Source organism: Sphaerisporangium flaviroseum (assembly GCF_039537005.1).
GTDB classification, from domain to species: Bacteria; Actinomycetota; Actinomycetes; order Streptosporangiales; family Streptosporangiaceae; genus Sphaerisporangium; species Sphaerisporangium flaviroseum.
The window spans coordinates 293,268-317,245 of sequence record NZ_BAAAZR010000043.1 but is presented as its reverse complement, the minus strand read 5'-3'; the positions used below and the strand labels follow the sequence as shown (position 1 = coordinate 317,245).

At 71.1% G+C, this 23,978-nt stretch carries 8 protein-coding genes; all 8 read left to right on the top strand.

Going from position 1 to position 23,978, the window contains the following annotated elements; genetic code table 11:
• Positions 1–11,186, top strand: an 11,186-nt coding sequence (locus ABD810_RS36215; protein ID WP_344951652.1) for a non-ribosomal peptide synthetase, incomplete at its 5' end; no start/stop codon positions are given.
• A 37-nt stretch (positions 11,187–11,223) separates the two neighbouring features.
• Positions 11,224–12,975: a carbamoyltransferase family protein gene (locus tag ABD810_RS36210; RefSeq protein WP_344951649.1), complete on the top strand. Its 1,752-nt coding sequence runs from the start codon at positions 11,224–11,226 to the stop codon at positions 12,973–12,975.
• Positions 12,968–16,495 (top strand): amino acid adenylation domain-containing protein, encoded by a 3,528-nt coding sequence (locus ABD810_RS36205; RefSeq protein WP_344951646.1) that lies wholly within the window; start codon positions 12,968–12,970, stop codon positions 16,493–16,495. Before ABD810_RS36210 ends, ABD810_RS36205 begins: the two co-directional genes overlap by 8 nt.
• Positions 16,479–18,008 carry an amino acid adenylation domain-containing protein gene (locus ABD810_RS36200; protein ID WP_344951643.1) on the top strand — a complete coding sequence of 510 codons (1,530 nt, stop codon included), beginning with the start codon at positions 16,479–16,481 and terminating at the stop codon, positions 18,006–18,008. Before ABD810_RS36205 ends, ABD810_RS36200 begins: the two co-directional genes overlap by 17 nt.
• Before the next feature lies 1 nt (position 18,009).
• Positions 18,010–18,216: an MbtH family protein gene (locus tag ABD810_RS36195; RefSeq protein ID WP_344951640.1), complete on the top strand. Its 207-nt coding sequence runs from the start codon at positions 18,010–18,012 to the stop codon at positions 18,214–18,216.
• Between the two features lie 104 nt (positions 18,217–18,320).
• Complete coding sequence (locus ABD810_RS36190; RefSeq protein WP_344951637.1) at positions 18,321–19,577, top strand: MFS transporter; 1,257 nt, start codon at positions 18,321–18,323, stop codon at positions 19,575–19,577.
• On the top strand, positions 19,574–20,812 hold the full coding sequence (locus tag ABD810_RS36185; RefSeq protein ID WP_344951634.1) for a M20 family metallo-hydrolase: 1,239 nt from the start codon (positions 19,574–19,576) through the stop codon (positions 20,810–20,812). Before ABD810_RS36190 ends, ABD810_RS36185 begins: the two co-directional genes overlap by 4 nt.
• A 144-nt stretch (positions 20,813–20,956) precedes the next feature.
• Positions 20,957–23,788 (top strand): AfsR/SARP family transcriptional regulator, encoded by a 2,832-nt coding sequence (locus tag ABD810_RS36180; RefSeq protein ID WP_344951631.1) that lies wholly within the window; start codon positions 20,957–20,959, stop codon positions 23,786–23,788.
• Positions 23,789–23,978: the final 190 nt, after the last annotated feature.

The following is a 23,978-nucleotide window of genomic DNA, read 5'->3' as shown; positions in this document are numbered from 1 at the left end:
TCGAATTCCTCGGCCGCAACGACCACCAGATCAAAATCCTCGGCCAGCGCATCGAACCCGAAGAGATCGAAACAGCCCTACGCACCCACCCCGCCATCACCGCCGCCGCCATCACCACCCACCCCGCAGGCCACGACGCAACCCACCAACTCGCCGCCTACATCGTCTACCAAGCAGACCCCATCCCCACCACCGAACTGCGCACCTGGCTCGCGCAACGACTCCCCAAATACATGCTCCCCCGATGGATCGAAACCCTCCACACCCTCCCACTGACCACCCAAGGAAAGCTCGACCGGCGCGCCCTGCCTGCTCCGTCAGGCGACCGGCCGGCACTGGCGCACCGATACGTTCCTCCGCTCCCAGGTCCGGAAGAGGCCCTGGCCGAGATCTGGTCCCGGGTTCTGGGAGTGGACCGGGTCGGCCGCCACGACGACTTCTTCGACCTCGGCGGCGACTCCATCCGCAGCATCCAGGTGCTGGGACAGGCGCGCAACGCAGGACTCGGATTCACGCTGCAGGACCTGAACCGCCGGCCCACGATCTCCGAGTTGGCCGGCGTGGTGCGCCACACCACCGACGAGGACCCGCAGCCGGCCCGCGAGCCGTTCTCGCTGCTGTCCGCCGAGGACCGGGAGCGGCTGCCCGAGGGCCTGGAGGACGCCTACCCGATGGCCGAGCTCCAGGTCGGCATGGTCTACGAGATGGAGCTGGACGCGGAACGCCGGCCGTACCACAACGTGGACGGCCTGCGGCTGGCGGGGCCGTTCGATGAGCAGCGGTTCCGGGACGCGGTGGCCCGCGTCGTGGTCCGGCACCCGATCCTGCGCACGTCGTTCGACCTGAGCGGCTTCAGCGAGCCTATGCAACTGGTGCACCCCTCTGCGGAGATCCCGCTCACGGTCGTGGACCTGCGGGGGATGGATCGGGCCGAGCAGCGCGTCGCGCTGGCCGGTCATATGCGGGCCGAGCAGCGGCACCCCTTCGACCCCTCGGTCGCGCCGCTGCTCCGGATGGCCGTCCATATCGTCGGCGACGACGCCTTCCAGTGGACGGTGACCGAGCACCACGCCATCCTCGACGGCTGGAGCATGGCCTCCACGCTGGCGGAGATCAACGACCTGTACCGCGCGTTGCTGGCGGGCGAGGACCCGGCCGTGGAGCCGCTGCGGTCCACGTACGGCGACTTCATCGCCGCCGAACGCGCGGCGCTGCACTCCGAGGACACTCAGCGGTTCTGGCTCGAACGGCTGGCCGACCGGCCCGACGGCCGGGTGCCGCGCTGGCCCGCCGGCCTGGCCGCGCAGGGAATCGGCGAGGTCGTCGAGGGCGAGCGGCACGAGCGAGACGAGAGCCAGGGACACGGCGCCCTGACGACCGTCCTCTCCCAGGACCTGCTGACCCGCCTGGAGGAGTTCGCCAGGCGGTGCAGGGTGCCGTTCAAGGCGGTGGTGCTGGCAGCGCACCTGCGGGTGATGAGCCTGGTCACCGGCAACTCCGATGTGCTGGTGGGGCTGACCGCCAACAGCCGCCTTGAGCAGGCCGACGGCGCCGAGGTGCGCGGGCTGTTCCTCAACACCCTGCCGTTCCGGCTCCGGCTGCCCCAGGGCAGCTGGATCGACCTGGTCCAAGCCGTCTCACAGGCCGAGCAAGATCTGCTACCACATCGCCGCTACCCGATGTCGGCCCTGCAACGGACCCTGGGCGGCGAACCGTTCTTCGAAGTCGACTTCAACTACAACCACTTCCACCAGTTCGGCAAACTGGCCGACGAAGGCGCCCTGGCCCTCACCGACCCCGACGCCCACCTACCCGGAGTGGCACGCACCAACTTCCCGCTCGGAGTCTCGGTCAGCCGCGAACCCGGCATCGCCGGGCTACGACTGGAACTGGACTACGACGCCCGCCAGTTCACCGCCCAGCAGATCACCGTCCTGCGCGACTACCACCTACGCGCCCTCCAGACGATGGCCACCGACCCCACCGCCTCACACGAGAACGCGCCGCTGCTCGGCCACGCGGAACAGCACCTGCCGGCCTTGTGGAACGACACGGCCGTGCCGTGCGACGACGCTCCGGTCCATGAACTGCTGCGCCGGCAGGCCAGGCGTACGCCCGATACGGTCGCGATCGAGGACGGCCCCACGCGCCTGACCTTCGCCCAACTGGACGCCGACAGCGACCGGCTGGCCCACCGATTGGCCGATCAGGGGGTGCGGCGAGGCGACATCGTCGGCATCCGCCTGCGCCCAGGAGCCACCGCACTGATCGCGGTATGGGCCACCTGGAAAGCAGGAGCCGCCTTCCTGACCCTGGACCCCGACCTCCCACCGGCACGCCTGCAGACCATGGTGGACGACGCCCACCCCACCCTGCTCATCAGCGACAGTCCAGACGACGACCTACCCAGCGGATGTCCCCTCCTCGATGTCACCGCGGAGGAATCGCCGTTCGAGCCGATCGCCCTTCCGGTCGCCGGAGCAGAGGACCTGGCGTATGTCATGTACACCTCCGGCACCACCGGCCGCCCCAAGGGCGTGATGGTCCAGCACGGCAACCTCACCAACTACGCCCTCGCACTCCTGCTCCCCCGCATGCGATCGGCCAACATCACCACCAACGCCCGCGTCGCCCTGGGCACCTCCGCCTACATCTCCGACTTCTTCCTGGAGCAGATCCTCCCGCTCCTGGACGGGCACACCCTGCTGGTCCTGACCACCGAGCAACGGCAAGACCCCCAGTACCTGGTCCAGCGCGCCCACCACGCCGACCAGGCCGCGGACGTCGTCCAGGCGACCACCGCGCAGATCCGGTTACTGGTGGACGCAGGCCTGCTCGACGCGCCCCACGCGCCTCGCCTTCTGAGCCTGGGCGGGGAGGCCTGCCCGAGCGACCTGTGGGATGTGCTGCGAGCTCACCCCGCGACCATGTCGTTCAACACCTACGGGCCGACCGAGACCACCGTCGACGCCACAGCGGTCGACGTCACCGACCACCCCACCCCGGTCATCGGCCGCCCCTACGGCAACACCCAGATCCACATCCTCGACGACCACCAACGGCCGACCCCCGTCGGCAGCGTCGGCGAGATCCACATCGGTGGTCAAGGAGTCGGACGCGGCTACCTCAACCGACCCGCCACCACCGCCGCCACCTTCATCCCCAACCCCTGGGGACCACCCGGCAGCCGCCTCTACCGCACCGGAGACCTCGGCCGCTACACCACCGGCGGACTCATCGAATTCCTCGGCCGCAACGACCACCAGATCAAAATCCTCGGCCAGCGCATCGAACCCCAAGAGATCGAAACAGCCCTACGCACCCACCCCGCCATCACCGCCGCCGCCATCACCACCCACCCCGCAGGCCACAACGCAACCCACCAACTCGCCGCCTACATCGTCTACCAAGCAAACCCCATCCCCACCACCGAACTGCGCACCTGGCTCGCGCAACGACTCCCCAAATACATGCTCCCCCGATGGATCGAAACCCTCCACACCCTCCCACTCACCACCCAAGGAAAACTCGACCGGCGCGCCCTGCCGGCCCCGTCAGGCGACCGACCGGCACTGGCCGGAGAGTTCGTCGCCCCGCTGCCGGGGGTGGAGGAACTGCTGGCGGACATCTGGTCCCGGGTCCTTGGCGTGCGGAGGGTCGGCCGCCACGACAACTTCTTCGACCTCGGCGGCGACTCCATCCGCAGCATCCAGGTACTCGGCCAGGCCCGTGACGCCGGGCTCGACTTCGCCCTGCAAGACCTGTTCGATGACCCGACACTGGCCGGGCTGGCCATCGCGGCGGACACCGGCACCGGGGGCACACGCGAGACGGTTCCGACGACGTGGGCGAGCGAGCCGTTCTCGCTGCTGTCCGCCGAGGACCGGGAACGGTTGCCCGAGGGCCTGGAGGACGCCTACCCGATGGCCGAGCTCCAGGTCGGCATGGTCTACGAGATGGAGCTCGACCCCGAGCGCCGTCCCTACCATCACGTGGACGGCCTGCGGGTCGCGGGGCCGTTCGATGAGCAGCGGTTCCGGGACGCGGTGGCCCGCGTCGTCGAACGGCACCCGATCCTGCGCACCTCCTTCGACCTGAGCGGCTACAGCCGGCCGATGCAACTGGTGCACCCCTCTGGGGAGATCCCGCTCACGGTCATGGACCTGCGTGGCGCCGACGCCCACGAGCGGCAGGCGGCGCTCGCCGAGTACGTGCGGCGTGAGCACCGGAACACGTTCGACCTGGCGGTCGCGCCGTTGTGCCGGATGGCGGTGCACATCGTCGACGACGCCTTCCAGTGGACGGTGACCGAGCATCACGCCATCCTCGACGGCTGGAGCCTGGCCACGGTCCTCTCCGAGATCACCGCCATCTACCGTCTGCTGTCGGCCGGTGAGGATCCACGCCCGGCCCCGCTGCGGTCGCTCTACCGTGACTTCATCGCCGCCGAGCGCGCGGCGCTGCACTCCGAGGACAGTCAGCGGTTCTGGCTCGAACGGCTGGCCGACCGGCCCGACGGCCGGCTGCCACGCCGGCCCGCCGGCGTCCCCTCCCTGGGAATCGGCGAGGCCGTCCCGGGCGAACGGCACGAGCGAGACGAGAGCGAGGGACACGGCGCCCTGACGACCGTCCTCTCCCAGGACCTGCTGACCCGCCTGGAGGAGTTCGCCAGGCGCTCCGGGGTGCCGTTCAAGACGGTGATGCTGGCAGCGCACCTACGGGTGATGAGCCTGGTCACCGGCGGCTCCGACGTGGTCACGGGACTGTCGTCGAACGGCCGTCTGGAGGAGGCCGGCGCCGCCGACGTGTGCGGTCTGTTCCTCAACACGCTGCCGTTCCGGCTGCGGCTCCCCGAAGGAAGCTGGCGGAACCTGGCGCGGGCGGTGTTCGACGCCGAGCGCGAGATGCTGCCGCACCGCCGGTACCCGATGCCGGCGATGCAACGGGCACTCGGTGGGCCGCTGTTCGAGGCCGGCTTCGTCTACAACCACTTCCACCAGTTCGCCAAGCTGACCGAGGACGGCGCGCTCGTACCCGCCGATCCCGGCGCGGACATGCCCGGCATGGGACGGACGCACTTCCCCCTGCTGGTCACGGTCAGCCGCGAGACGGGTGTCGAAGGGCTGCGCCTGGATCTGGAGTACGACGCCAGGGAACTGACCGAGGACCAGGCCGTGGCACTGCGCGACTACCACCTGCGCGTTCTGGAGGCGATGGTCGCCGATCCCGAGGCGGCGAACCACATGGTCTCCCTGCTGGGCGAGACCGAGCACGGGTTGCTGACGTCGTGGGCGGGCGGTGCCGTCGAGTTCGAGGTCGAGCCGGTTCACGAACGGGTGGCTCGCTGGGGCGTGGCGACGCCGGACGCGGTGGCCCTCGTGTGCGGTGACGAGACGGTCTCCTACGGGGAGCTGAACGCGCGCGCCGATCGGCTGGCCCGTCGCCTGCGGGCTCTGGGGGTCGGCCCCGAGGTCTGCGTGGGGGTGTGTGCCGAGCGTTCGGCGGGGATGGTGGTGGCCGCGCTCGCGGTGCTGAAGGCCGGGGGCGTCTACGTCCCGCTGGACCCCGCGTTCCCGGCCGAGCGGCTGCGGTTCATGGTGGCCGAGCTGAACGCGCCACTGGTGCTGACCGCCGGTGATGTGGCCGGCCGCGTTCCGGATGGGACGTGGCGGATCATCGACGTGGCCGACGGGGAGCCGCCGGAGGCGGACCAGGAGACCGGGCCGGCACCTGATCGGGTGAGCCCTGATCACGGGTGTTATGTGATCTTCACGTCGGGGTCGACGGGGCGTCCCAAGGGGACGTTGGTGACGCATCGGAACGTGACCCGGCTGTTCGAGGCCACGGCCGCCGCCGGGCTGGACGCCGGACCGGCGGATGTGTGGACCCTGTTCCACAGTTTCGCCTTCGACTTCTCGGTGTGGGAGATGTGGGGAGCGCTGGGCACGGGCGGACGTCTGGTCGTGGTGCCGCATGCGGTGACCCGGGACACCGAGGCGTTCTACGAGCTGGTGCGCCATGAGCGGGTGACGGTGCTGAGCCAGACCCCCTCGGCGTTCCGCCAGTTCGAGACCGTCGACGAACGCCGGCGGGAGCCGCTGGCGCTGCGAGCGGTGGTCTTCGGCGGCGAGGCGCTGCATCAGCCGTCCGTGCGCCGCTGGGCCGGCCGCCACGGCTTCCGCGGCCCGGTGCTGGTGAACATGTACGGGATCACCGAGACGACGGTGCACGTGACGTACCTGGAGCTGGACGAACGGCATCTTCGCGGCCCGGCGAGCCGCATCGGCCGCCCGCTGCCCGACCTGCGCGTCCACGTGCTGGACGGGCACGGCCGGCCATGCCCGATCGGGGTGGCCGGGGAGATCCACGTCGCCGGCGCCGGCGTCACCCGCGGGTACGCCGGGCGTGCCGCGCTGACCGCGGAGCGGTTCGTGCCCGATCATCTGGGCGGCCGGCCGGGCGGGCGGTTGTACCGCAGCGGCGACATCGCGCGGTGGACCGCCGAGGGCGACCTTGAGTACCTGGGCCGCGCCGACGCCCAGGTCAAGATCCGCGGGCACCGGATCGAGACCGGCGAGGTCGAGGCCGCGCTCGGGTCGCATCCCGCGGTACTGGAAGCCGTCGTCATCCTGCGCGAGAGCGTGGGTGAGCAGGCCGATCTCGTGGCCTATGTGGTGCCCGGCGGTAAGGACTCCGGCGACGGCCAGGCCGTGTCGGCCGATGTCCTGCGCGCATGGCTTGCCGGCCGGTTGCCCGACTACATGGCGCCGCGGTGGTTCGTGCTCCTGGACGCCCTCCCGCTGACGGCCCAGGGCAAGGTCGACCGGCCCGCCCTCCCGGAGCCCTCAGGAGCCCGGCCCGAACTGGCCCAGGAGTACGTTCCCCCGCTCGCCGGGCCCGAAGAGGCCCTGGCCGGGATCTGGCGCCGGGTCCTCGAGGTGGACCGGGTCGGTCGCCACGACAACTTCTTCCACCTCGGTGGCGATTCGATCCGCAGCATCCAGGTGCTGGGTCAGGCCCGCGACATGGGGCTCGGGTTCGACCTCCACGATCTGTTCACCCATCCCACGCCGGCCGAACTGGCCCATGTCGCCGGTGGCGGCGCCGATGAGGTGGTCGAGCGGGACGGCGGGGAGCCGTTCTCGCTGCTCGGGACCGAGGACCGGAGGCGGCTTCCGGACGGTCTGGTGGACGCCTACCCGATGGCCGAGCTGCAGGTCGGCATGGTCTACGAGATGGAGCTCGACCCCCATCGGCGCCCCTACCACAACGTCGAAAGCCTCCTGATCGCCGGATCCTTCGACGCGGAACGGTTCCAGGAGGCGGTGGCCCGCGTCGTGGACCGGCACCCGATCCTGCGCACCTCGTTCGACCTCACCGGCTACAGCGAACCCGTGCAGCTCGTGCACCCCGCCGCCGAGGTCCCGTTCGTGGTCATGGACCTGCGCGGAATGGATCGGGCAGAACAGCGCGCGGTGCTGACCGACCATATGCGGGCCGAGCACCGGCACCCCTTCGACCTGTCGGTCGCGCCGCTGCTCCGGATGGCGGTGCACATCGTCGGCGACGACGCCTTCCAGTGGACGGTGACCCTGCACCACGCCATCCTCGACGGCTGGAGCCTGGCCTCCACGGTCGCGGAGATCAACGACCTGTACCGGTCGCTGCTGGACGGCGGGGATCCGCCGTCCAGCCCGGTACGGTCGCTCTACCGCGACTTCATCGCCGCCGAGCGTGCGGCGTCGCGGTCAGAGAGCACCGAGCGGTTCTGGCTTGAGTGGCTGGCAGAGCCGCCGGATGGCCGACTGCCACGCCGGCGCGGCGACACCACCGCCCCGCGGATCGGCGACGGCGTCGCGGGCGAGCGGCACTACCGCGACGAGAGCCAGCGGCACGGCTCCCTGACGACCGTGCTCCCGAAGGATCTGCTGCGCAGGCTGGACCGGTTCGCCAAGCGCTGCGGGGTGCCGTTCAAGTCGGTGATGCTGGCGGCGCATCTGCGGGTGCTCAGCCTGGTCACCGGAAGTTCGGACGTGCTGATGGGGCTGACCGCCAACGGCCGTCCGGAGGAGGCCGACGGCGCGGACGTCCGCGGCCTGTTCCTCAACACGGTGCCGTTCCGGCTCCGGCTGCCCGACGGCACCTGGGAGGACCTGGTGCGGGCGGTGTTCGAGGCCGAGCATGACCTGCTGCCACACCGCCGCTATCCGCTGTCGGCGATGCGGCGGAAACTCGGCGGCGCCGCACTCTTCGACGTCAACTTCGTCTACAACCACTTCCACCAGTTCGGGCGGCTGGCCGAAGAGGGCGCGCTCGCCCCCACCGGCCCCGGCGCCGACCTGCCCGGCGTGGCCTCGACCAACTTCCCGCTGGTCGTCGCCGCCATCCGCGAGCCGGGGAACGTGCTGTCCCTGGACCTGGACTACGACACCAGAGAGCTGGCCGAGGACCAGATCACCGTGCTGCGCGACTACCACCTGCGCGCCCTGGAGGCGATGGCCGCCGACCCCGAGGCGCCGTACCGGGACGTGTCGCTGCTGGGCGAGGCCGAGCTCGGCTTGCTGGCCTCGTGGAACGACACCGCGGCCGAGGTGCCCTCGGATTCGGTGCCGCGGTTGGTGGAGGCGCGGGCGGCGGCGAGTCCGGACGCGGTGGCGGTCGTGGCGGGCGGCCGATCCCTGTCCTATGCGGAGTTGAACGCTCGCGCGAACCGTCTGGCGCGTTACCTGCGTGACGCCGGTGTCGGCCCGGATGTGTGCGTGGGGACGTGCGTCGAGCGTTCGGCCGAGATGGTCGTCGCGTTGCTGGCCATCCTCAAGGCCGGCGGCGTGTACGTACCGCTGGACGCCGATCTCCCTGCCGAGCGGCTGCGGCTCATGCTGGGCGACGTCGGCGCCGATCTGGTGGTGGCGGCGGGCGCCACCACCGGCCGTGTGCCCGGCGGGCCCTGGCGGATCGTCGATCTGGACGCCGTCGAGCCACCGGACGACGAGGCGAACCTCCCGAATGTCCTGCGGCCCGACAACGGCTGTTATGTCATCTTCACGTCGGGTTCCACCGGTCGCCCCAAGGGTGTGGTGACGTCGCACCGTAACGTCACCGAGTTGCTGTACGGCGGCGGCGTCCTGGCACTGCGCGACGACGACAGGGTTCTGCAGATCGCGACGATCTCGTTCGACGTCGCGACCTGGGAGATCTGGGCGCCGCTGGTGGCGGGGGCGCGGCTCGTGATGGCGCCGGCCGTGGACTACACGCCCCGCGACCTCGCCGCGTGGGTCGACGAGCACCAGATCACCGTGCTGCACGCGACCGCCTCACTGTTCGCGCTGCTGGTCGAGCACGAACCCCGGCTGTTCGACCGCCTGCGGCGCTTCCTGACCGGCAGCGAGACCGTCCCACCCGGCCACGCGGCCCGTATCCTGGAGCGCTGCCCGGACCTGGAGCTGGTCAACTGCTGGGGCCCGACCGAGACGACCACCTTCTCCGTCTGCGGCGCCTACACCCGGGCCACGCTCCCCGCCGGCCCACTGCCGCTGGGGACCCCACTGGCCAACACCCAGGTGTGGGTGCTCGACGACACCGGCCGTCCGGTCCCGGTCGGCACACCCGGCGAGCTGTACGTGGCCGGCCCGTGCCTGGCACGTGGCTACCTCAACGGCCCTGCCATGACCGCCGAGCGGTTCCTTCCCCACCCGACGCGACCTGGCATGCGCCTGTACCGGACCGGGGACCGCGGCATGTGGTCGGTCGACGGCCAGGTGGAGTTCCTCGGCCGCGTCGACCACATGGTGAAGGTCCGCGGCTACCGGGTGGAGTTGGGTGAGATCGAGGCCGCGTTGCGGGCTCATCCGCTGGTGCGGGAATGTGCCGTGGTCGCCCGTGAGAGCGGGTCGGCGCATGTCGATCTGGTGGCGTACGCGGTGCCCGACCGCACACCCGGCCCGACGTCCGACCGCACGGCCGATGGCGGGTCCGACGGTGGGGAGGTGTCGGCGGGTGCGTTGCGGGCGTGGCTGGCGACGCGGCTGCCCCGGTACATGGTGCCGCGGTGGTTCGTCCTGCTGGACGCGCTGCCGCTGACCCCGCGCGCCAAGGTCGACCGTGCCGCGCTGCCCGCCCCGCAACCCCGGCGCCCCGCCCTGGCGGAGTTCGTCCCGCCGCTGCCGGGTCTGGAGGAACGGCTGGCACAGATCTGGCGCCAGGTCCTGGGCGTCGACCGGGTCGGCCGCCACGACGACTTCGCCGACCTCGGCGGGCATTCCCTCCTCGCCGTCCGGCTGGTCCTCAAGATCAGGGCAGCGCTCGGCACCGCGGTGCCGCTGACCCGGCTCTCCACCACCCCGACGGTGGCGGGCCTCGCCGCGTACCTCGACGGCCATGACGGGCGCTCGCGCCCGGCCGGCGGTGATCGCGTGGTGACGCTGGGCGGCACGCCGGGGCTCCAGCCCTTGGTGCTGGTGCATCCCGTCGGTGGCACGCTCTTCTGCTACCTGGACCTCACCGGCCGGGTCGGCTCCGCGTTCGAGGTGCTGGGCGTCCAGGGCGACCTGCTGGAGAGCGGCGGTACCGCGGATCTCGGTGAGATGGCCGAGCGGTACGCACGGGAACTGGCGCCGTTGCTCGGAGACCGCCGGCCGGTGGTCGCCGGCTGGTCGGCCGGGGGCGTCATCGCCCATGAGCTTGCCGTACGGCTGGAGCGGCACAGCGTGAAGGTCCACCGCCTCGTCCTCATCGACGCCCACCCCCACCGTGAGGCGGCCGACCCCGCGGAGGTCGCCGCGTTGGACGCGCTGCGCGCCGACGTCGCGCGGCGGTCGCCGGACGCCGTCGAGGCCGCGATGGCCGAACCGGGGTTCCGTGACCTGCTGGCCACGCTCGGCGTCGACCAGGCCACCCTGGCGGGACTGGACGGCGCCACCATCTCCGGCCTCATGGCGTACTGGCAGCACATGCTGATGGGCCTCGCCGTACACCGCCCGTCGCACTTCGGCGGCTCCGCCGACCTCCTTCTCGCCCGAGCGGACGACGAGGCGTCCCGGCGCGCGACGGTCGCCGGATGGCGGACGCTGACCGGTGCGCTCGAGGTCACACACATTGACGGCGACCACTTCGAGCTGTTGCGGGAACCCTCGGTGACGGCCGTCGCCGACGTCCTGCGCGGCTCGGCTGAGCGGACGGGTGATTGACATGCTGGTGCTCGGTATAAGCGGGCTTGATCGCTCGATGTCCCTCAAGAAGGACCTGCTGCCCGGCCTCGACCGGCGTGAGCGGCGACTGGTCCAGGGGCTGGATTCGGCCGCGGCCCTCGTCGGCGAGGAAGGGGTGCTCGCCGCCTCGGCGCAGGAGAGGCACGACGGCGACAAGGGCACCGGAGCGTTCCCGGCTGACGCCATCGACGCCTGCCTGCGCATGGCGGGTGTGACCCTGGAGGACGTGGACTTCGTCGCGCACGGATTCCGCTACGAGCCATCCCCGGTCTTCGATCGCGACGACCTCACGCGGCGCTGGTACCAGGAGGTCTACAGCGAGCAGGTGCAGCTCGACGTGCTCGGGGCCCGGTACCCGGAGCACGACTGGGGCCGCAAGCTGGTGCGTGTCCGGCACCATCTGGCGCACGCCGCGAGCGCCTACTACCTGAGCGGCTTCCAGGACGCCATGGTGCTGGTGGCCGACGGCATGGGCGAGACCGAGTCGATCTCCGTGATGTCCGGCCGGGAAGGGCGGCTGCGGGTCCTGCGCACGTATCCGATCACGGCGTCCCTCGGCATCCTGTACAGCGTCGTCACCCTGTACCTCGGCTTCCTGCCCGGAATGGACGAGTACAAGGTGATGGGCCTGGCACCGTACGGCGACCCCTCGCGCTACGCCGACGCGGCCGGCGAACTGGCAGGACGGTACGCCGGCGGGCGGCTGGTGGTCCCGCTGCTGGCCCGCGACCGGACTCCCGTGGAGCGCGAGACGCACCGGGGGGCCCTCCGCCGCCTCGAAGAGCTGTTCGGCCCGGCGCGCCATCCCGACGCCCCGCTGACGCAGCGGCACATGGACGTCGCGGCGACCCTGCAGCACTGCCTTGAGGAAAGCCTGATGTTCGTCCTGCGCGCCGCCCTGGACGCCAGCGGCGGTACGCGTGACCTGTGCATGGCCGGCGGCGTGGCGCTCAACTGCACCGCCAACGGGCTGATCGCCCGCAGCGGCCTCTTCGACCGGATGTTCGTCCAACCCGCCGCCGGCGACGACGGCTCGGCGCTGGGCGCCGCCCTGTGGCAGCTCAGGCAGCACGTGCCCGCGGCGCCGGTCGCCATGACGATGCCGTACTGGGGCGAGGGGTTCGGCCCGGAAGAGGTGGCGGAGGCACTGACCGTGCTCGGCCCGGAGCATGACGTGCGGAAGCTGCTGGACGAGCGGCTGCTGGAGCAGGTGTCGGGGCTGATCCGGAGCGGGTCGGTGGTCGCCTGGTTCCAGGGGCGGATGGAGTTCGGCCCGCGCGCCCTCGGCAACCGCAGCATCCTGGCCGATCCGACCGCACCCGGCATGCGGGCCCACCTGAACGCCGTGGTGAAGCAGCGCGAGGAGTTCCGGCCGTTCGCCCCGGCCGTGCTCGCCGAGGACGCCCACGAGTATTTCGAGATCGAGCCCGGCCAGGAGGGCCTGTACCGGCACATGCTGTTCACCACCCAGGTACGGGAGAAGTATCGCGAGCTGTTGCCCGCGGTCACCCATGTCGACGGTTCGGCCCGCGTCCAGGTCGTCGAGCGAAGCGGCGCGCCGCGGTTCTGGAGCCTGATCCGGCGGCTCGGAGACGACTGCGGCACGCCGATGGTGCTGAACACATCGTTCAACCTGCGGGGCCAGCCGATCGTGCGTACCCCGCAAGAGGCGGTGGCGACCTACGCACGCTCGTCGCTGGACGCCCTGGCGATCGGCGACCGGCTGGTCATCCGCAGGCCGCGAGCGCAGGGGGACATCGATGACTGAGCGGACCGGTGGCCATGGCGAGGTCCTGCGGGACGCCGTGGCCGGCATCTGGCGTGACCGCCTCGGCGTCACCGAGATCCACGACGACGACGACTTCTTCCTCTCGGGCGGTGACTCCGTTCTCGCCGTCGAGGCCGCCATGGCCTTGCGGACGCTCACGGGCACCGAGCTGGACCTGGACATCCTCTACGACTATCCCGAGTTCGGCAGGCTGGTGGCGGCGCTCGCCACGGGCCCGCGCCCGAAGGAGCGCGAGTCGCGCGAGCCGACCCCGGCCGAAGAGCGGGTGTGGGCCGCCGAGAGCCTCGATCCCGGCACACCGCTCTACCACGTCTGCGCCCGCTACCGATTCGGCGGCAAGCTCGACCTGGTCCGCTTGAGAGGAGCGCTCAACGCCCTCGCCGCGGGGCACGAAGCGCTCCGGCGCGGCTTCGAGACACCCGGCCGGGCGTTCACGGCCGGCGACGCCCCGATGCCGTCGTGCCGCTGGGTCGAGGCTCAGGGCGTGCCTGAGCCCGAGGTGCGCCGGTTACTGGACGACGACGCGCGGACGCCGTTCGATCTGGCGCGCCCGCCGTTGCTGCGCGCGTTGGTGGTCGACCGCGGCGAGGAGGGTGACCTGCTGCAGCTCACCGTCCACCACCTGGTCTGCGACGGTGCCTCTCTGTCGCTGCTGGAGTCCCATCTGCAGCGGCTGTACATGGGCGAAGGGACCGGATCCGACGGGAGCGAACCGGGCGGCCCCGACGAGAGGGCCGAGACGGTTCCGCGGGCCGTCTCCCCCCAGGGGCAGGATCCGGCCGCGGCCATGGAGTACTGGCGCAGGACCCTGGCGGACTGCCCGGGGGGCCTGCCGGTGCCGCACGACCTGCCCCGGCGGAAGCCGGCCGGGGTCTCCGGCGCGACGCAGGTCATCACCTTCGCGCCCGAGTCGCTGGCCGACCTGTCCTCGCTGGCCGAGGCCGAACGGCTGAGCCCGTTCATGGCCTGGGTGGCGGCCCACGCCGCCGGGCTCGCCGCGGTGACGGGCGAGCGCGACCTGGTCATCATCGTGCCGGTGTCGTCGCGCGGCCCGGAACAGCGGGAGGAGGTCGGGCTGTTCGTCGACATGCTGCCGCTGCGCTTCGTCCTCCCGCCGGGCACCACCGCCCGTGTCCTGGTGAGGTCGGTGCGCCGGGTCGTCACCGAGGCCCTCGCGCACGGCCGGCTGCCGGGCCGGACCGTGATCGAGGATCTGTGGCCGAACGGGAACCAGCCGGGATCGGCTTCCGTGCAGACCGCCCTGACGTACGTCGACGCTTCGGAGTGCGGGCTGCGCGCGGGGGACTCGTGGGCCGAACGCGAGCTCGTCCCCACCGGGACCGCCAAGTACGACGTGCTGTGGAGCGTGACGCGGCGGGCGGACGCCACCATCGCCGAGCTGGAGTACCGTACCGACCTGTTCTCCGCCGAGGCGGCGGCCGAGCTCCACCAGCGGCTGGTGTCGGCGGTGGGCGAGGCCTTCGCCGATCCCGACGCCGTCCTGCCTGGGCTGTCCGGTCCCGCGAGGTCGGCCGCGGCCGCGCCGGAGGTCCGGCCATACGTGCCCGTTCATGAGCGGGTGCGCCGGCAGGCGGTGGCCCGCCCGGACGCCATCGCGATCCGGCACCGGGATCGCGAGCTGACGTACCGGGAGCTGGACGAGCGGGCGTCCGCGGTGGCCGCGGGGCTGCGAGCGGCCGGGCTGCGCCGGGGGGACGTGGTCGCCGTCGCGATGGACCGTGGCGTTGACATGGTGACGGTCTTCCTCGGCATCCTGTACGCGGGCTGCGCCTACCTGCCGGTCGACGTGCGTCAGCCGGCCGAACGTACGCGGTCGGTGGCGGAAGCCGCGGCGCGGGCCGCCCTCGTCGTGGACGGGCGGCGAGCCGAGCTGCTTGCGGACCTGATGCCCGTGCTGTGGCTGCGGGCGTTGCTCCGGCAGGCGGCGCCCACCGCGCCCGCGTCCGGCCCGGCGCGGCTGACCGGCGAGGACGTGGCGTACGTGATGTCGACCTCCGGCTCGTCGGGCGTACCCAAAGCGGTCGTCATCCCCCACCGGGCGATCACCCGGCTGGTCCCGGACGCGAACTACGTGACCATCGATCCCGCCGACCGGGTCGCGCACCTGTCGAGCCCCGCCTTCGACGCGGCGACGTTCGAGATCTGGGGGGCGCTGGCCGCCGGAGCCACCCTCGTGGTGGAGGACCAGGACGTGGTCCTGTCGCCCACGCGCCTGCAGCGGTTCCTCGAGCAGCGGCGGATCACGGTCCTGTGGCTCACCGCCACGCTTCTCAACCAGGTGGTGGACTTCGCCCCCGACGCCCTGCGGCATCTGCGGGTGCTCCTGTTCGGCGGTGAGAAGGCCGACGAGCGGCGCCTGGCGAAGCTCCTGTCCGGCCACCCGCCGGCACGGGTGGTGAACGGGTACGGGCCGACCGAGAACACGACGTTCAGCACCTTCCACGATGTCACGCCGGCCGACCTCGCCGAGGGCACCGTACCGATAGGCCGCCCGATCTCGGGCTCCACCGCCTACGCGCTCGATCCGGCGGGGCGGCCGGTCCAGGTGGGCGAGGTGGGCGAGCTGTATGTGGGCGGTGACGGGCTGGCCCACGGCTACCTCGGCGCGCCCGAGATGACGGCGGCCGCTTTCGTGCCCGACCCGTTCGGCTCACGGGCCGGGCGGCGCCTGTACCGCACGGGGGACCAGGTGAGGGTGCTGTCCGGCGGACGGTTCGCGTTCCTCGGACGCCAGGACGACCAGGTGAAGATCCGGGGCTTCCGCGTCGAACTCGGCGAGATCGACGCGGCCCTGCGACGGCTGGACGAGGTGGCCGATGCCGTCGTGCTCGCCCACGCCACGGACGACGGGACCGAGATCGTCGCCTGCGTCACGCCCGCCGGTGAACCGGCCGTGCCGCTGGACGCGCCGGCGCTCGGCGCGCTGCTGCGGCGTGAGCTGCCCGAGTACATGGTGCCGACCCGGCTGGTCGTGCTGGACCGGATACCGGTCAACGCCAACGGCAAGGCCGACCGTTACGCGGCGCTGGCCGCCGCCGGCATCATGACGGCCCCCGAGCCGGCGGCCCCCCCGGCGGCCGCGGAGCCTGCGGCCCCCGAGCCTGCGGTCCCGGAGCCTGTGTTGCCGGAGCCTGTGTTGCCGGAACCGGCCTCCGGCGCGCCCGCTCCCGGCCGGCCGGCGGCGGCCGAGGGGGATCGCGGAGCGGCCGACGCCGAGGACGAGGCGACCGCGACCGTCAGCACCGTGTGGTGCGAGATCCTGGGCCTCGACGACGCGCGCCCCGAGGACCACTTCCTGATGCTGGGCGGCCACTCCATCAAAGCGCTGCGCCTGCTGTCCCGGCTGGAGCAGGAGTTCGGTGTGGCGGTGGAGCTCTCCGACTTCTTCGCCGACCCCACCCTGGACAGGCTCATCGCCCTGTTCCGGGGGTCCGTCGACACGAACGCGGGCAGGAGCGCCGATGCCAGAACCGACTGAGCCCGCACGCGCCGCCGTGCCGGGGACCACGCTGGAGCGGTTCCTGTGGCACGCCCGGGCGACGCCGCACGCGCCGGCCGTACAGGACGAGACCCGTGAGCTCGGCTATCAGGCGCTGCTGTCCGCAGTGCGCGAGCAGGCCACGCGGCTGGAGGCAGGCGGCGCGCGGCGCGGCTCGCACGTCGCCATCGAGTCCGGATACGGAACCGGCTACGTCGTGGCGCTGCTGGCGACCTGGCTGCTGGAGGCGGTGGCGGTCCCGCTGGACCCGGCCTCTCCCGCCGACCGGCGCCGTTACCAGGTCCAGAAAGCCCGCTGCGACGTGGCGGCGACCGGACCGGGAGCCGATGGGGTGGTGGAACGCGCGGTCGCCGAGGTGGCCGCCGCGGGGGACGGCGGGGACGGGCGGGAACCCGCCGCGTACATCCTGTTCACCTCGGGCTCGACCGGAGTGCCCAAGGGAGTGGAGGTCGAGCACCCGGCGCTGCTCAACATGCTGGATTACTTCGTGCGTGCGCTGAGCCTGCGTCCCGGCGACCGGATGCTCGCCCACAGCAACATCGTCTTCGACATGTCCGTCCCCGAGATGTTGATGCCGCTGATCAGCGGTGGCACCATCGCGGTCGCGCCCCCTCGCTCCGCTCGCAATCCGGAGTTCTTCGCCGACTGGCTGCGCGCGCATCCCGTGGACGCCGCCTGGGCCACCCCGAGCCAGCTCCGCCTGCTGCTGCCCTTCCTCCACCGTGAGCGGGTCTTCGCCACGCTCATCAGCGGTGGCGAGGCCCTGACGTCCGCCCTCACGGACGACCTCTGGGATGTCACGGGCACGCTGTGGAACGCGTACGGACCTACCGAGATCACGGTGGTCGGGCTCTGCACCCAGGTGCTGCCGCCCTACCGGGATCCGATGCCGATCGGCCGTCCGCTCACCGGGCTGCGCGCCCACGTCCTGGACGAACGGCAGCGCCCGGTCCCGGCGGGGACCGTCGGTGAGCTGTTCCTGTCCGGCATCGGGGTGGCGCGCGGTTACGCCGGAGACGCGGAGCTGACCGCTCGTGCCTTCGTCATGGGCCCGGACGGCGAGCGGATGTACCGGACCGGAGACCTGGTGCGGGTCGGGCCGGACGGCCAGCACTACTTCCACGGCCGCCGCGACGACCAGGTGAAGATCCGCGGTCACCGGGTGGAGCCGGGGGAGATCGAGGCGGTCGCCCAGCAGGTGCCGTTCGTGTCCCAGGCCATCGCCGTGCTCTCGGACGCGCTGCGCGCCCAGCCGGACCTGTACCTGGCCGTCGCGACCGCACCCGGGCACATCGTGGACGAGGCGGAGCTCCGCGCCCCGTTGCGCCGGCTGCTGCCCGCCTACATGCAGCCCCGGCGCGTGCTGTTCTTCGACGAGCTTCCCCGAAACACCGCGGGCAAGACCAGCCGGCAGATCGTACGGCAGATGGTCGACGAGCGCCTGAAGGCCGATCTTCGTACGCGCACCCCAGCGCACATGGAAGGAATGTGAAATGAGCGAACAGTCCACCGACGTCACGTACGCCGTGGTCGTCAACGACGAAGAGCAGTACTCCATCTGGGCCGTGGGCCGGGAGGTGCCGGCCGGCTGGCACACCACGGGTGTGCAGGGCACGCGCGAGGAGTGCCTGGAGCACATCGGCCAGGTGTGGACGGACATGCGGCCCAAGAGCCTGCGCATCGCCATGGGCGAGAGCTGACGGCGCAAGGCCCGGGCTCGCGACGAGGCGGAGCGCACACCGGTGCTCCCGCGCGTCCGGCCGCCCCTCAGACCGGCTCTTCCCGACCTAAGTGGTGATGTCACATGTGGGAACTCCTTCGCAGGAATCCGCGCTTCCGCCGGATCTTTTTCGCCCAGACCGTATCGGGCTTCGGGGACAGCGCGATGTTCCTGTCGCTGGCCATCTGGGCCAAGGACCTCACCGGTTCGAACGCCCAGGCCGGTCTGGTCTTTCTCATCATCACGGCGCCCGGCCTGGCCGCGCCGCTGCTCGGGGACCTCGTCGACCGGGTCCGCCGCAAGCCGTTGCTGTTGTGGATGTACGGCTTCATGGCGGTGCTGGTGCTCTCCCTGCTGGCCGTGCGCAGCGCCGACCAGATATGGATCATCTACGCGGTGACCTTCGCGTACGGTCTGATGTTCTCGGTTCCGGCCCGTTCGGCACTGCTCAAGGATCTGATCCCCTCCTCCGACGCGGTGCACGCGCGCTCCCTGCTCATCACCGTCGGGGAGGGAGTGCGCATCGTCTCGCCCATGGTCGGCGCCGGTGTGTACGCGACGTTCGGCGGTGACTCGCTGGCCTTCATCGGTTCCGCCACGTTCATCGTGGCCGCGCTCCTGCTGGCCTCGATCAAGGTCGTCGAATCGGAGCCCGAGCGCAGCGAAGAGCCGTACCGGACGTCGGTGACGGCCGGTTTCCGTTACGTGCACCAGGTGCCGCTCCTGTACCGCCTCGTCCTCGCGATGGTCGGCTTCATGGCCGTCATCGGCCTGCTGGAGACCGCGGCCTTCGCGGCGATCGACGAGGGCCTGCGGCAGCAGGCGGCGTTCATGGGCATCGTGGCGTCCGTCCAGGGCGGTGGCTCGGTCGCTGGCGGAGTGGTGGCCGGGCTGCTGGCCAAGAGGGCCAAGGAGACGAGGATCAGTTCTGTGGGATACGCGCTCGTCGCGCTCGGACTGCTGCTCTGTGTCACCCGCCAGGTCCCGCTGTTCCTCGTCGGCGCGCTCATCATCGGCGCGGGCCTTCCGTTCCTGATGCTGGCGCTGCAGACCGCGTGCCACCTGTACACGCCGGCCCGGTTGCAGGGACGGGTGAACGCCGCGACCAGTACCGTGGGCGACATCGCCCAGACGGCGTCGATCGCCGCCGGCACCGTGCTGATCGGGGTGCTCGACTACCGGATCATGTACGTCATGATGGCCGTCGCGGCGCTGGTCTCCGCCGCGATGGTGTTCTCGCCGCGGCTGCCGACCCCCGAGATCATCCCCTCGGTGGCCGACGAGCAACCCGACAGCGGCGACGCCGTGGTCGCCGTGCCTCCTGAGCGGGAGCCGAAATGACCGCGGACATCAACGCGCGCCGGCTCCTCGACCGGATCGAGGCGTTCGCGAGCATCGGGGGCAACGCCGGGGGCGGGGTCAGCAGAGAGGGATTCAGCGCGTCCGATCTGGAGGCGCGCGAGCGGTTGAGCAAGGAGGCGCAGCTCGGCGGCATGGACGCCGCCGTGGACGCCGCCGGGAACGTGCTGATCCGCCGCCCTGGAGGAGGGCGAGGCGCGGAAAGCCGCAGGGTACTGCTCATCGGCTCTCATCTGGACACCGTGGCGAACGGCGGCAGGCTCGACGGCGCCTATGGGGTGCTCGCGGGGCTCGAAGTCATGCAGACCATCGTCGAATCCGGAGCGGAGCCCGCGTACGAGCCGGTCCTCGTCGCGTTCGCCAACGAGGAAGGGGCCCTGTTCCCCCAGCCGTTCTGGGGGTCCACGGTGCTCGCCGGCGCGCTGGAGATGTTGCCCGACGATCCGCGTGACCACGATGGACGGTCGCTGCGCCGCCCGCTCGCGCTGGCCGGTGGAGATCTGGCGGCACTGAGCACAGCGGTATGGCTGGCAGAGTCGGTGGCGGCCTACCTGGAGCTCCATGTGGAACAGGGACCGGTCCTGGAGCGCAGCGGCCGCCCGATCGGAGTGGTCGATTCCATCACCGGACGCACCCTGCTCACCGTGGAGGTCCGCGGGTCGGCCGGGCACGCAGGGACCACCCCGATGAACCTGCGGCGCGATCCGCTGCCCACCGCGGCACGCATCGTGCTGGCCGCCCAAGACCTCGCCTGTGAACGGCGGCTGTGCCGGGTCACCACCGTCGGATGGGTGGAGGTCCATCCGAACTCGCCGAACACGATCGCGGACAGCGTGCGGCTGACGATAGACCTTCGCGACAGCGATCCAAGCCGCCTGGAGAACGCCGAGGAGGCTCTGCGGACCTCGCTGGCGTCCCTGGACAAGCAGGCGGACGTGCATATCGACATCCGTGTGGATACGCGCGCGGCACCGGTCGCCACAGATCCGGCGCTGCGCGCGGCGATCACGGCGAGCGCCGACGAACTGGGGCTCCCGCACCAGACGCTGCCGAGCGGGGCGGGCCACGACGCACAGATAGTGGCCAGGATCGCGCCGATCGGCATGATCTTCGTGCCGAGCATCGGAGGGGTCAGCCACGTCCCGGAGGAGGACACCGCGGATACGGACCTGCTAGCGGGCGCCCGGGTACTGCTACGCACGGTGCTGCGACTTTGACCCTGAAATGACTGTGGGCATCCTCCGTCAAGTGGGAGGGTCCAGAATGGCTCCGCCTAGTCATGAACAGGCATTTATGAGATCTTGTAGCCCTCACGCGTGGAGTTGACGCTGCGGCGGCGCGCGGCCGATGGGCGGTGAACCATGCAGTACGGCCTGCTGGGTCCACTGGAGGTGCGGACCGACCAGGGCGAACTGGCGTTGGGTGGTGAACGTAACCGGCGTCTGCTGGCGGCTTTGCTCCTCAACGCGAACCGGATGGTGTCCATCCAGCAGTTGATCGAGGCGACGTGGGGGGAGCACCCGCCGGCAACCGCCCGCGCCCAGGTGCAGAACCGTGCATCGAGCCTGCGGCGCCTGCTGCGTGCCGCAGGCGATGGAACCGACCTGCTGGTGCCGAAGGGCACGGGTTATCTGATCAATGTGGCGGACGGGCAACTTGATCTGCAGCGCGTGGACAATGCGGTGGCGCGAGCCGAGGTACTGGTGGGTGCCGGGCGCATAGATGAGGCCAGTCGGCTGCTCACCCATGCAATCTCGCTGTGGCGAGGTCCGGCGTTGGACGGACTGGACTCGCCACACCTGCAGACCACCGCGGAGCACCTGGAGGAGCGGCGGCTGGCCATCCTGGAGCGGCGCATCGAGTTGGACCTGGAGCTGGGCCGGCACGTCAAGGTGGTGTCCGAGCTCAACCGTCTGGTTGTCGCACAGCCGTACCGGGAGCGGTTGCGGGCGTTGCTGATGCTGGCCCTGTACGGGAGCGGACGACACGCTGAGGCTCTGGATGTGTTCCGGCGCACGCGCCGCCAGCTCATCGACCAGCTCGGCGTGGAGCCCGGCCCAGAGCTGCAACAACTGCATGAAAGGTTGCTGTCCGGCGGGGTGGACGCCGACAAGTTGCTTCGCCCGCCGTCCGCCCGCGTGCCGGATGTGCCTGTACCAGCGATCGCCGAGGTGAGGCCGGCCCAGTTGCCGGGCGCTCCCGGTCTTCTCGTCGGCAGGACGGATCAGATTCGACAGCTGGACGGTCTGCTGCAGGGATCACGCGCCGGCGCGTCCGCGTGCGTCGGCGTGATCTGGGGTGCGGCCGGCGTGGGCAAGACGGCACTCGCGGTGCATTGGGCGCACAAGACCCGCAGCCATTTCCCCGACGGGCAGCTCTACGTTGACCTGCGCGGCTTCGACCCTGCTGGTAGGCCGGTGGCGGCCACCGAGGCCTTGCACGGATTTCTTGAGGCGTTGCACATTCCGGCGCAACACATCCCGGTGGACCTGGACGGCCGGACGGCCCTGTACCGCAGTATCGTGGCGGACCGGCGCATCATGGTCGTCCTTGACAACGCCCGGGACGCCGAGCAGGTACGGCCGTTGCTGCCCGGCGCGGCCGGCTGCCTGGCCATGGTCACCAGCCGCAGCCGTCTCGACGGGCTGCTGGCCACCCACGCTGCGAGACCAGTGATGCTCGACGTGTTCACCGCCGGCGAGGCGGTCGATTTCCTGACCGAACGGCTGGGCGCAGAGCGGACACATCCAGACATGGATGCGGTGGAAGCCGTCGCCGACGCCTGCGCCCGGTTACCGCTGGCGCTGGCGATCGTGGCGGGACGCGCGGCGGTCCACCCCGACTTTCCTCTCGCCGAGGTGTGCCGGGAGTTGTGGGACGGCCGGGATCGGCTGGACGCGCTGGCGGTGGAAGACCCGGCCAGTGATCCCCGCGCCGTGTTCTCCTGGTCGTACGGGGCCCTGGGTGCGCCGGCGGCACGGCTGTTCCGGTTGCTGGGGACCGTTCCCGGTCCGGACATCTCCGCCATGGCCGCGGCCAACCTCGCCGGACTCCCGTTGCGGACCACCCGGGTGCTGCTGGCGGAACTGACCCGGGCGAGCCTGCTCATCGAGCACGTTCCGGCCCGGTACACCTTCCACGATCTGCTGCGGGCGTACGCGGGGGAACTGGGCCGCACCGTCGACACCGAATCCGACCGCCGGGATGCCCGACACCGGCTGCTCGACCACTACGTGCACACCGCCTGCACGGCTGCGCTGATGCTGGACCCCCAGCGGGAGCCGACCGTGCTGGAGCCGCCGCGTGAGGGGGTGGATGTCCATCAGTTGCCGGATCGCGCGCAGGCCTTCGAGTGGTTCGCGGCGGAATACCAGGTCTTGCTGTCGGCGGTGCACAGGGCCGGGGACGGCTTCGAAGCACATGCTTGGCAACTGTCTTGGGCGCTGGCGACGTTCTGCACGAAGCGGGGGTTGTGGGAGGATCAGGCCGCGACGCAGCGGACCGCCCTGGCGGGAGCCCTCCGGACAGGTGACATCGTCCGCCAGGCCGTGTCACATCGGCTGTGTGCCCGCGCGTACACCATGATGGGTCGCCAGGACGAGGCATGCGATCACTACCAGCAGGCACTGGCCATGTATGACAGCCTGGGAGACACGGGCGGTGCGGCCGTCGTCCGGCTTGGCCTGGCGCGGGTGTACGAGTGCCGGCAGAAGCACGACGCGGCGCTGGAACAGGCGTTGCTCGGCCTCGAACTATTCCGGCAGGCGGATGACGCGTACGGCCAGGCCTTGGCCCTCAACGCGATCGGCTGGAACTGTGGACTCCTCGGCCGCCACGAGGATGCACTGTTCTACTGTGGTCAGGCGCTGGTGCTGGTGCGAGGGCTGGGTGACCTTTACGGGGAGGCGGGAGTTCGAGACAGCCTCGGCTTCGCCTACCACAACCTGGGCCGGCACCCCGAGGCGATGGAGTGCTATCAACGCGCCCTGCGCCTCTATCGTGAGTCCGGTGACCGGTATGGCGAGGCGGATGTCCTGGTTCACCTCGGAGATAGCCACCAGGCCAGCGGCTCACCGCACCACGCGTCGGACGCCTGGCTGGCGGCCGTGGCGATCCTCGACGACCTGCGCCACCCCGACGCCGACCAGGTACGCGGTCGCCTCACCGGCGCGAACAACCTGCCTGTTCGCTGACGACAGGCTCCATGCCGCTCCCCTACGTCCGACCGGACCGGGGACGGCGGCAGGCGACGGCGCCCTCACCCGGTCGCACGTCCACTGCCAGGGTATGTCCGCCATCCACCGGCAACCTTCCACCTGGACGCGCTAGATCATGTCCTGATCTGCGCGCCGGCATGGCAGCCGGCCGTGGTGGTGCCCGGGG

Bases quoted from the DNA above. Each gene is read 5' to 3' on its own strand.
- ABD810_RS36205 (WP_344951646.1), top strand. From the start codon at position 12,968: ATGACTGAGCGGACCGGTGGCCATGGCGAGGTCCTGCGGGACGCCGTG.
- ABD810_RS36195 (WP_344951640.1), top strand. From the start codon at position 18,010: ATGAGCGAACAGTCCACCGACGTCACGTACGCCGTGGTCGTCAACGAC.
- ABD810_RS36210 (WP_344951649.1), top strand. From the start codon at position 11,224: ATGTCCCTCAAGAAGGACCTGCTGCCCGGCCTCGACCGGCGTGAGCGG.
- ABD810_RS36200 (WP_344951643.1), top strand. From the start codon at position 16,479: ATGCCAGAACCGACTGAGCCCGCACGCGCCGCCGTGCCGGGGACCACG.
- ABD810_RS36180 (WP_344951631.1), top strand. From the start codon at position 20,957: ATGCAGTACGGCCTGCTGGGTCCACTGGAGGTGCGGACCGACCAGGGC.
- ABD810_RS36185 (WP_344951634.1), top strand. From the start codon at position 19,574: ATGACCGCGGACATCAACGCGCGCCGGCTCCTCGACCGGATCGAGGCG.
- ABD810_RS36190 (WP_344951637.1), top strand. From the start codon at position 18,321: ATGTGGGAACTCCTTCGCAGGAATCCGCGCTTCCGCCGGATCTTTTTC.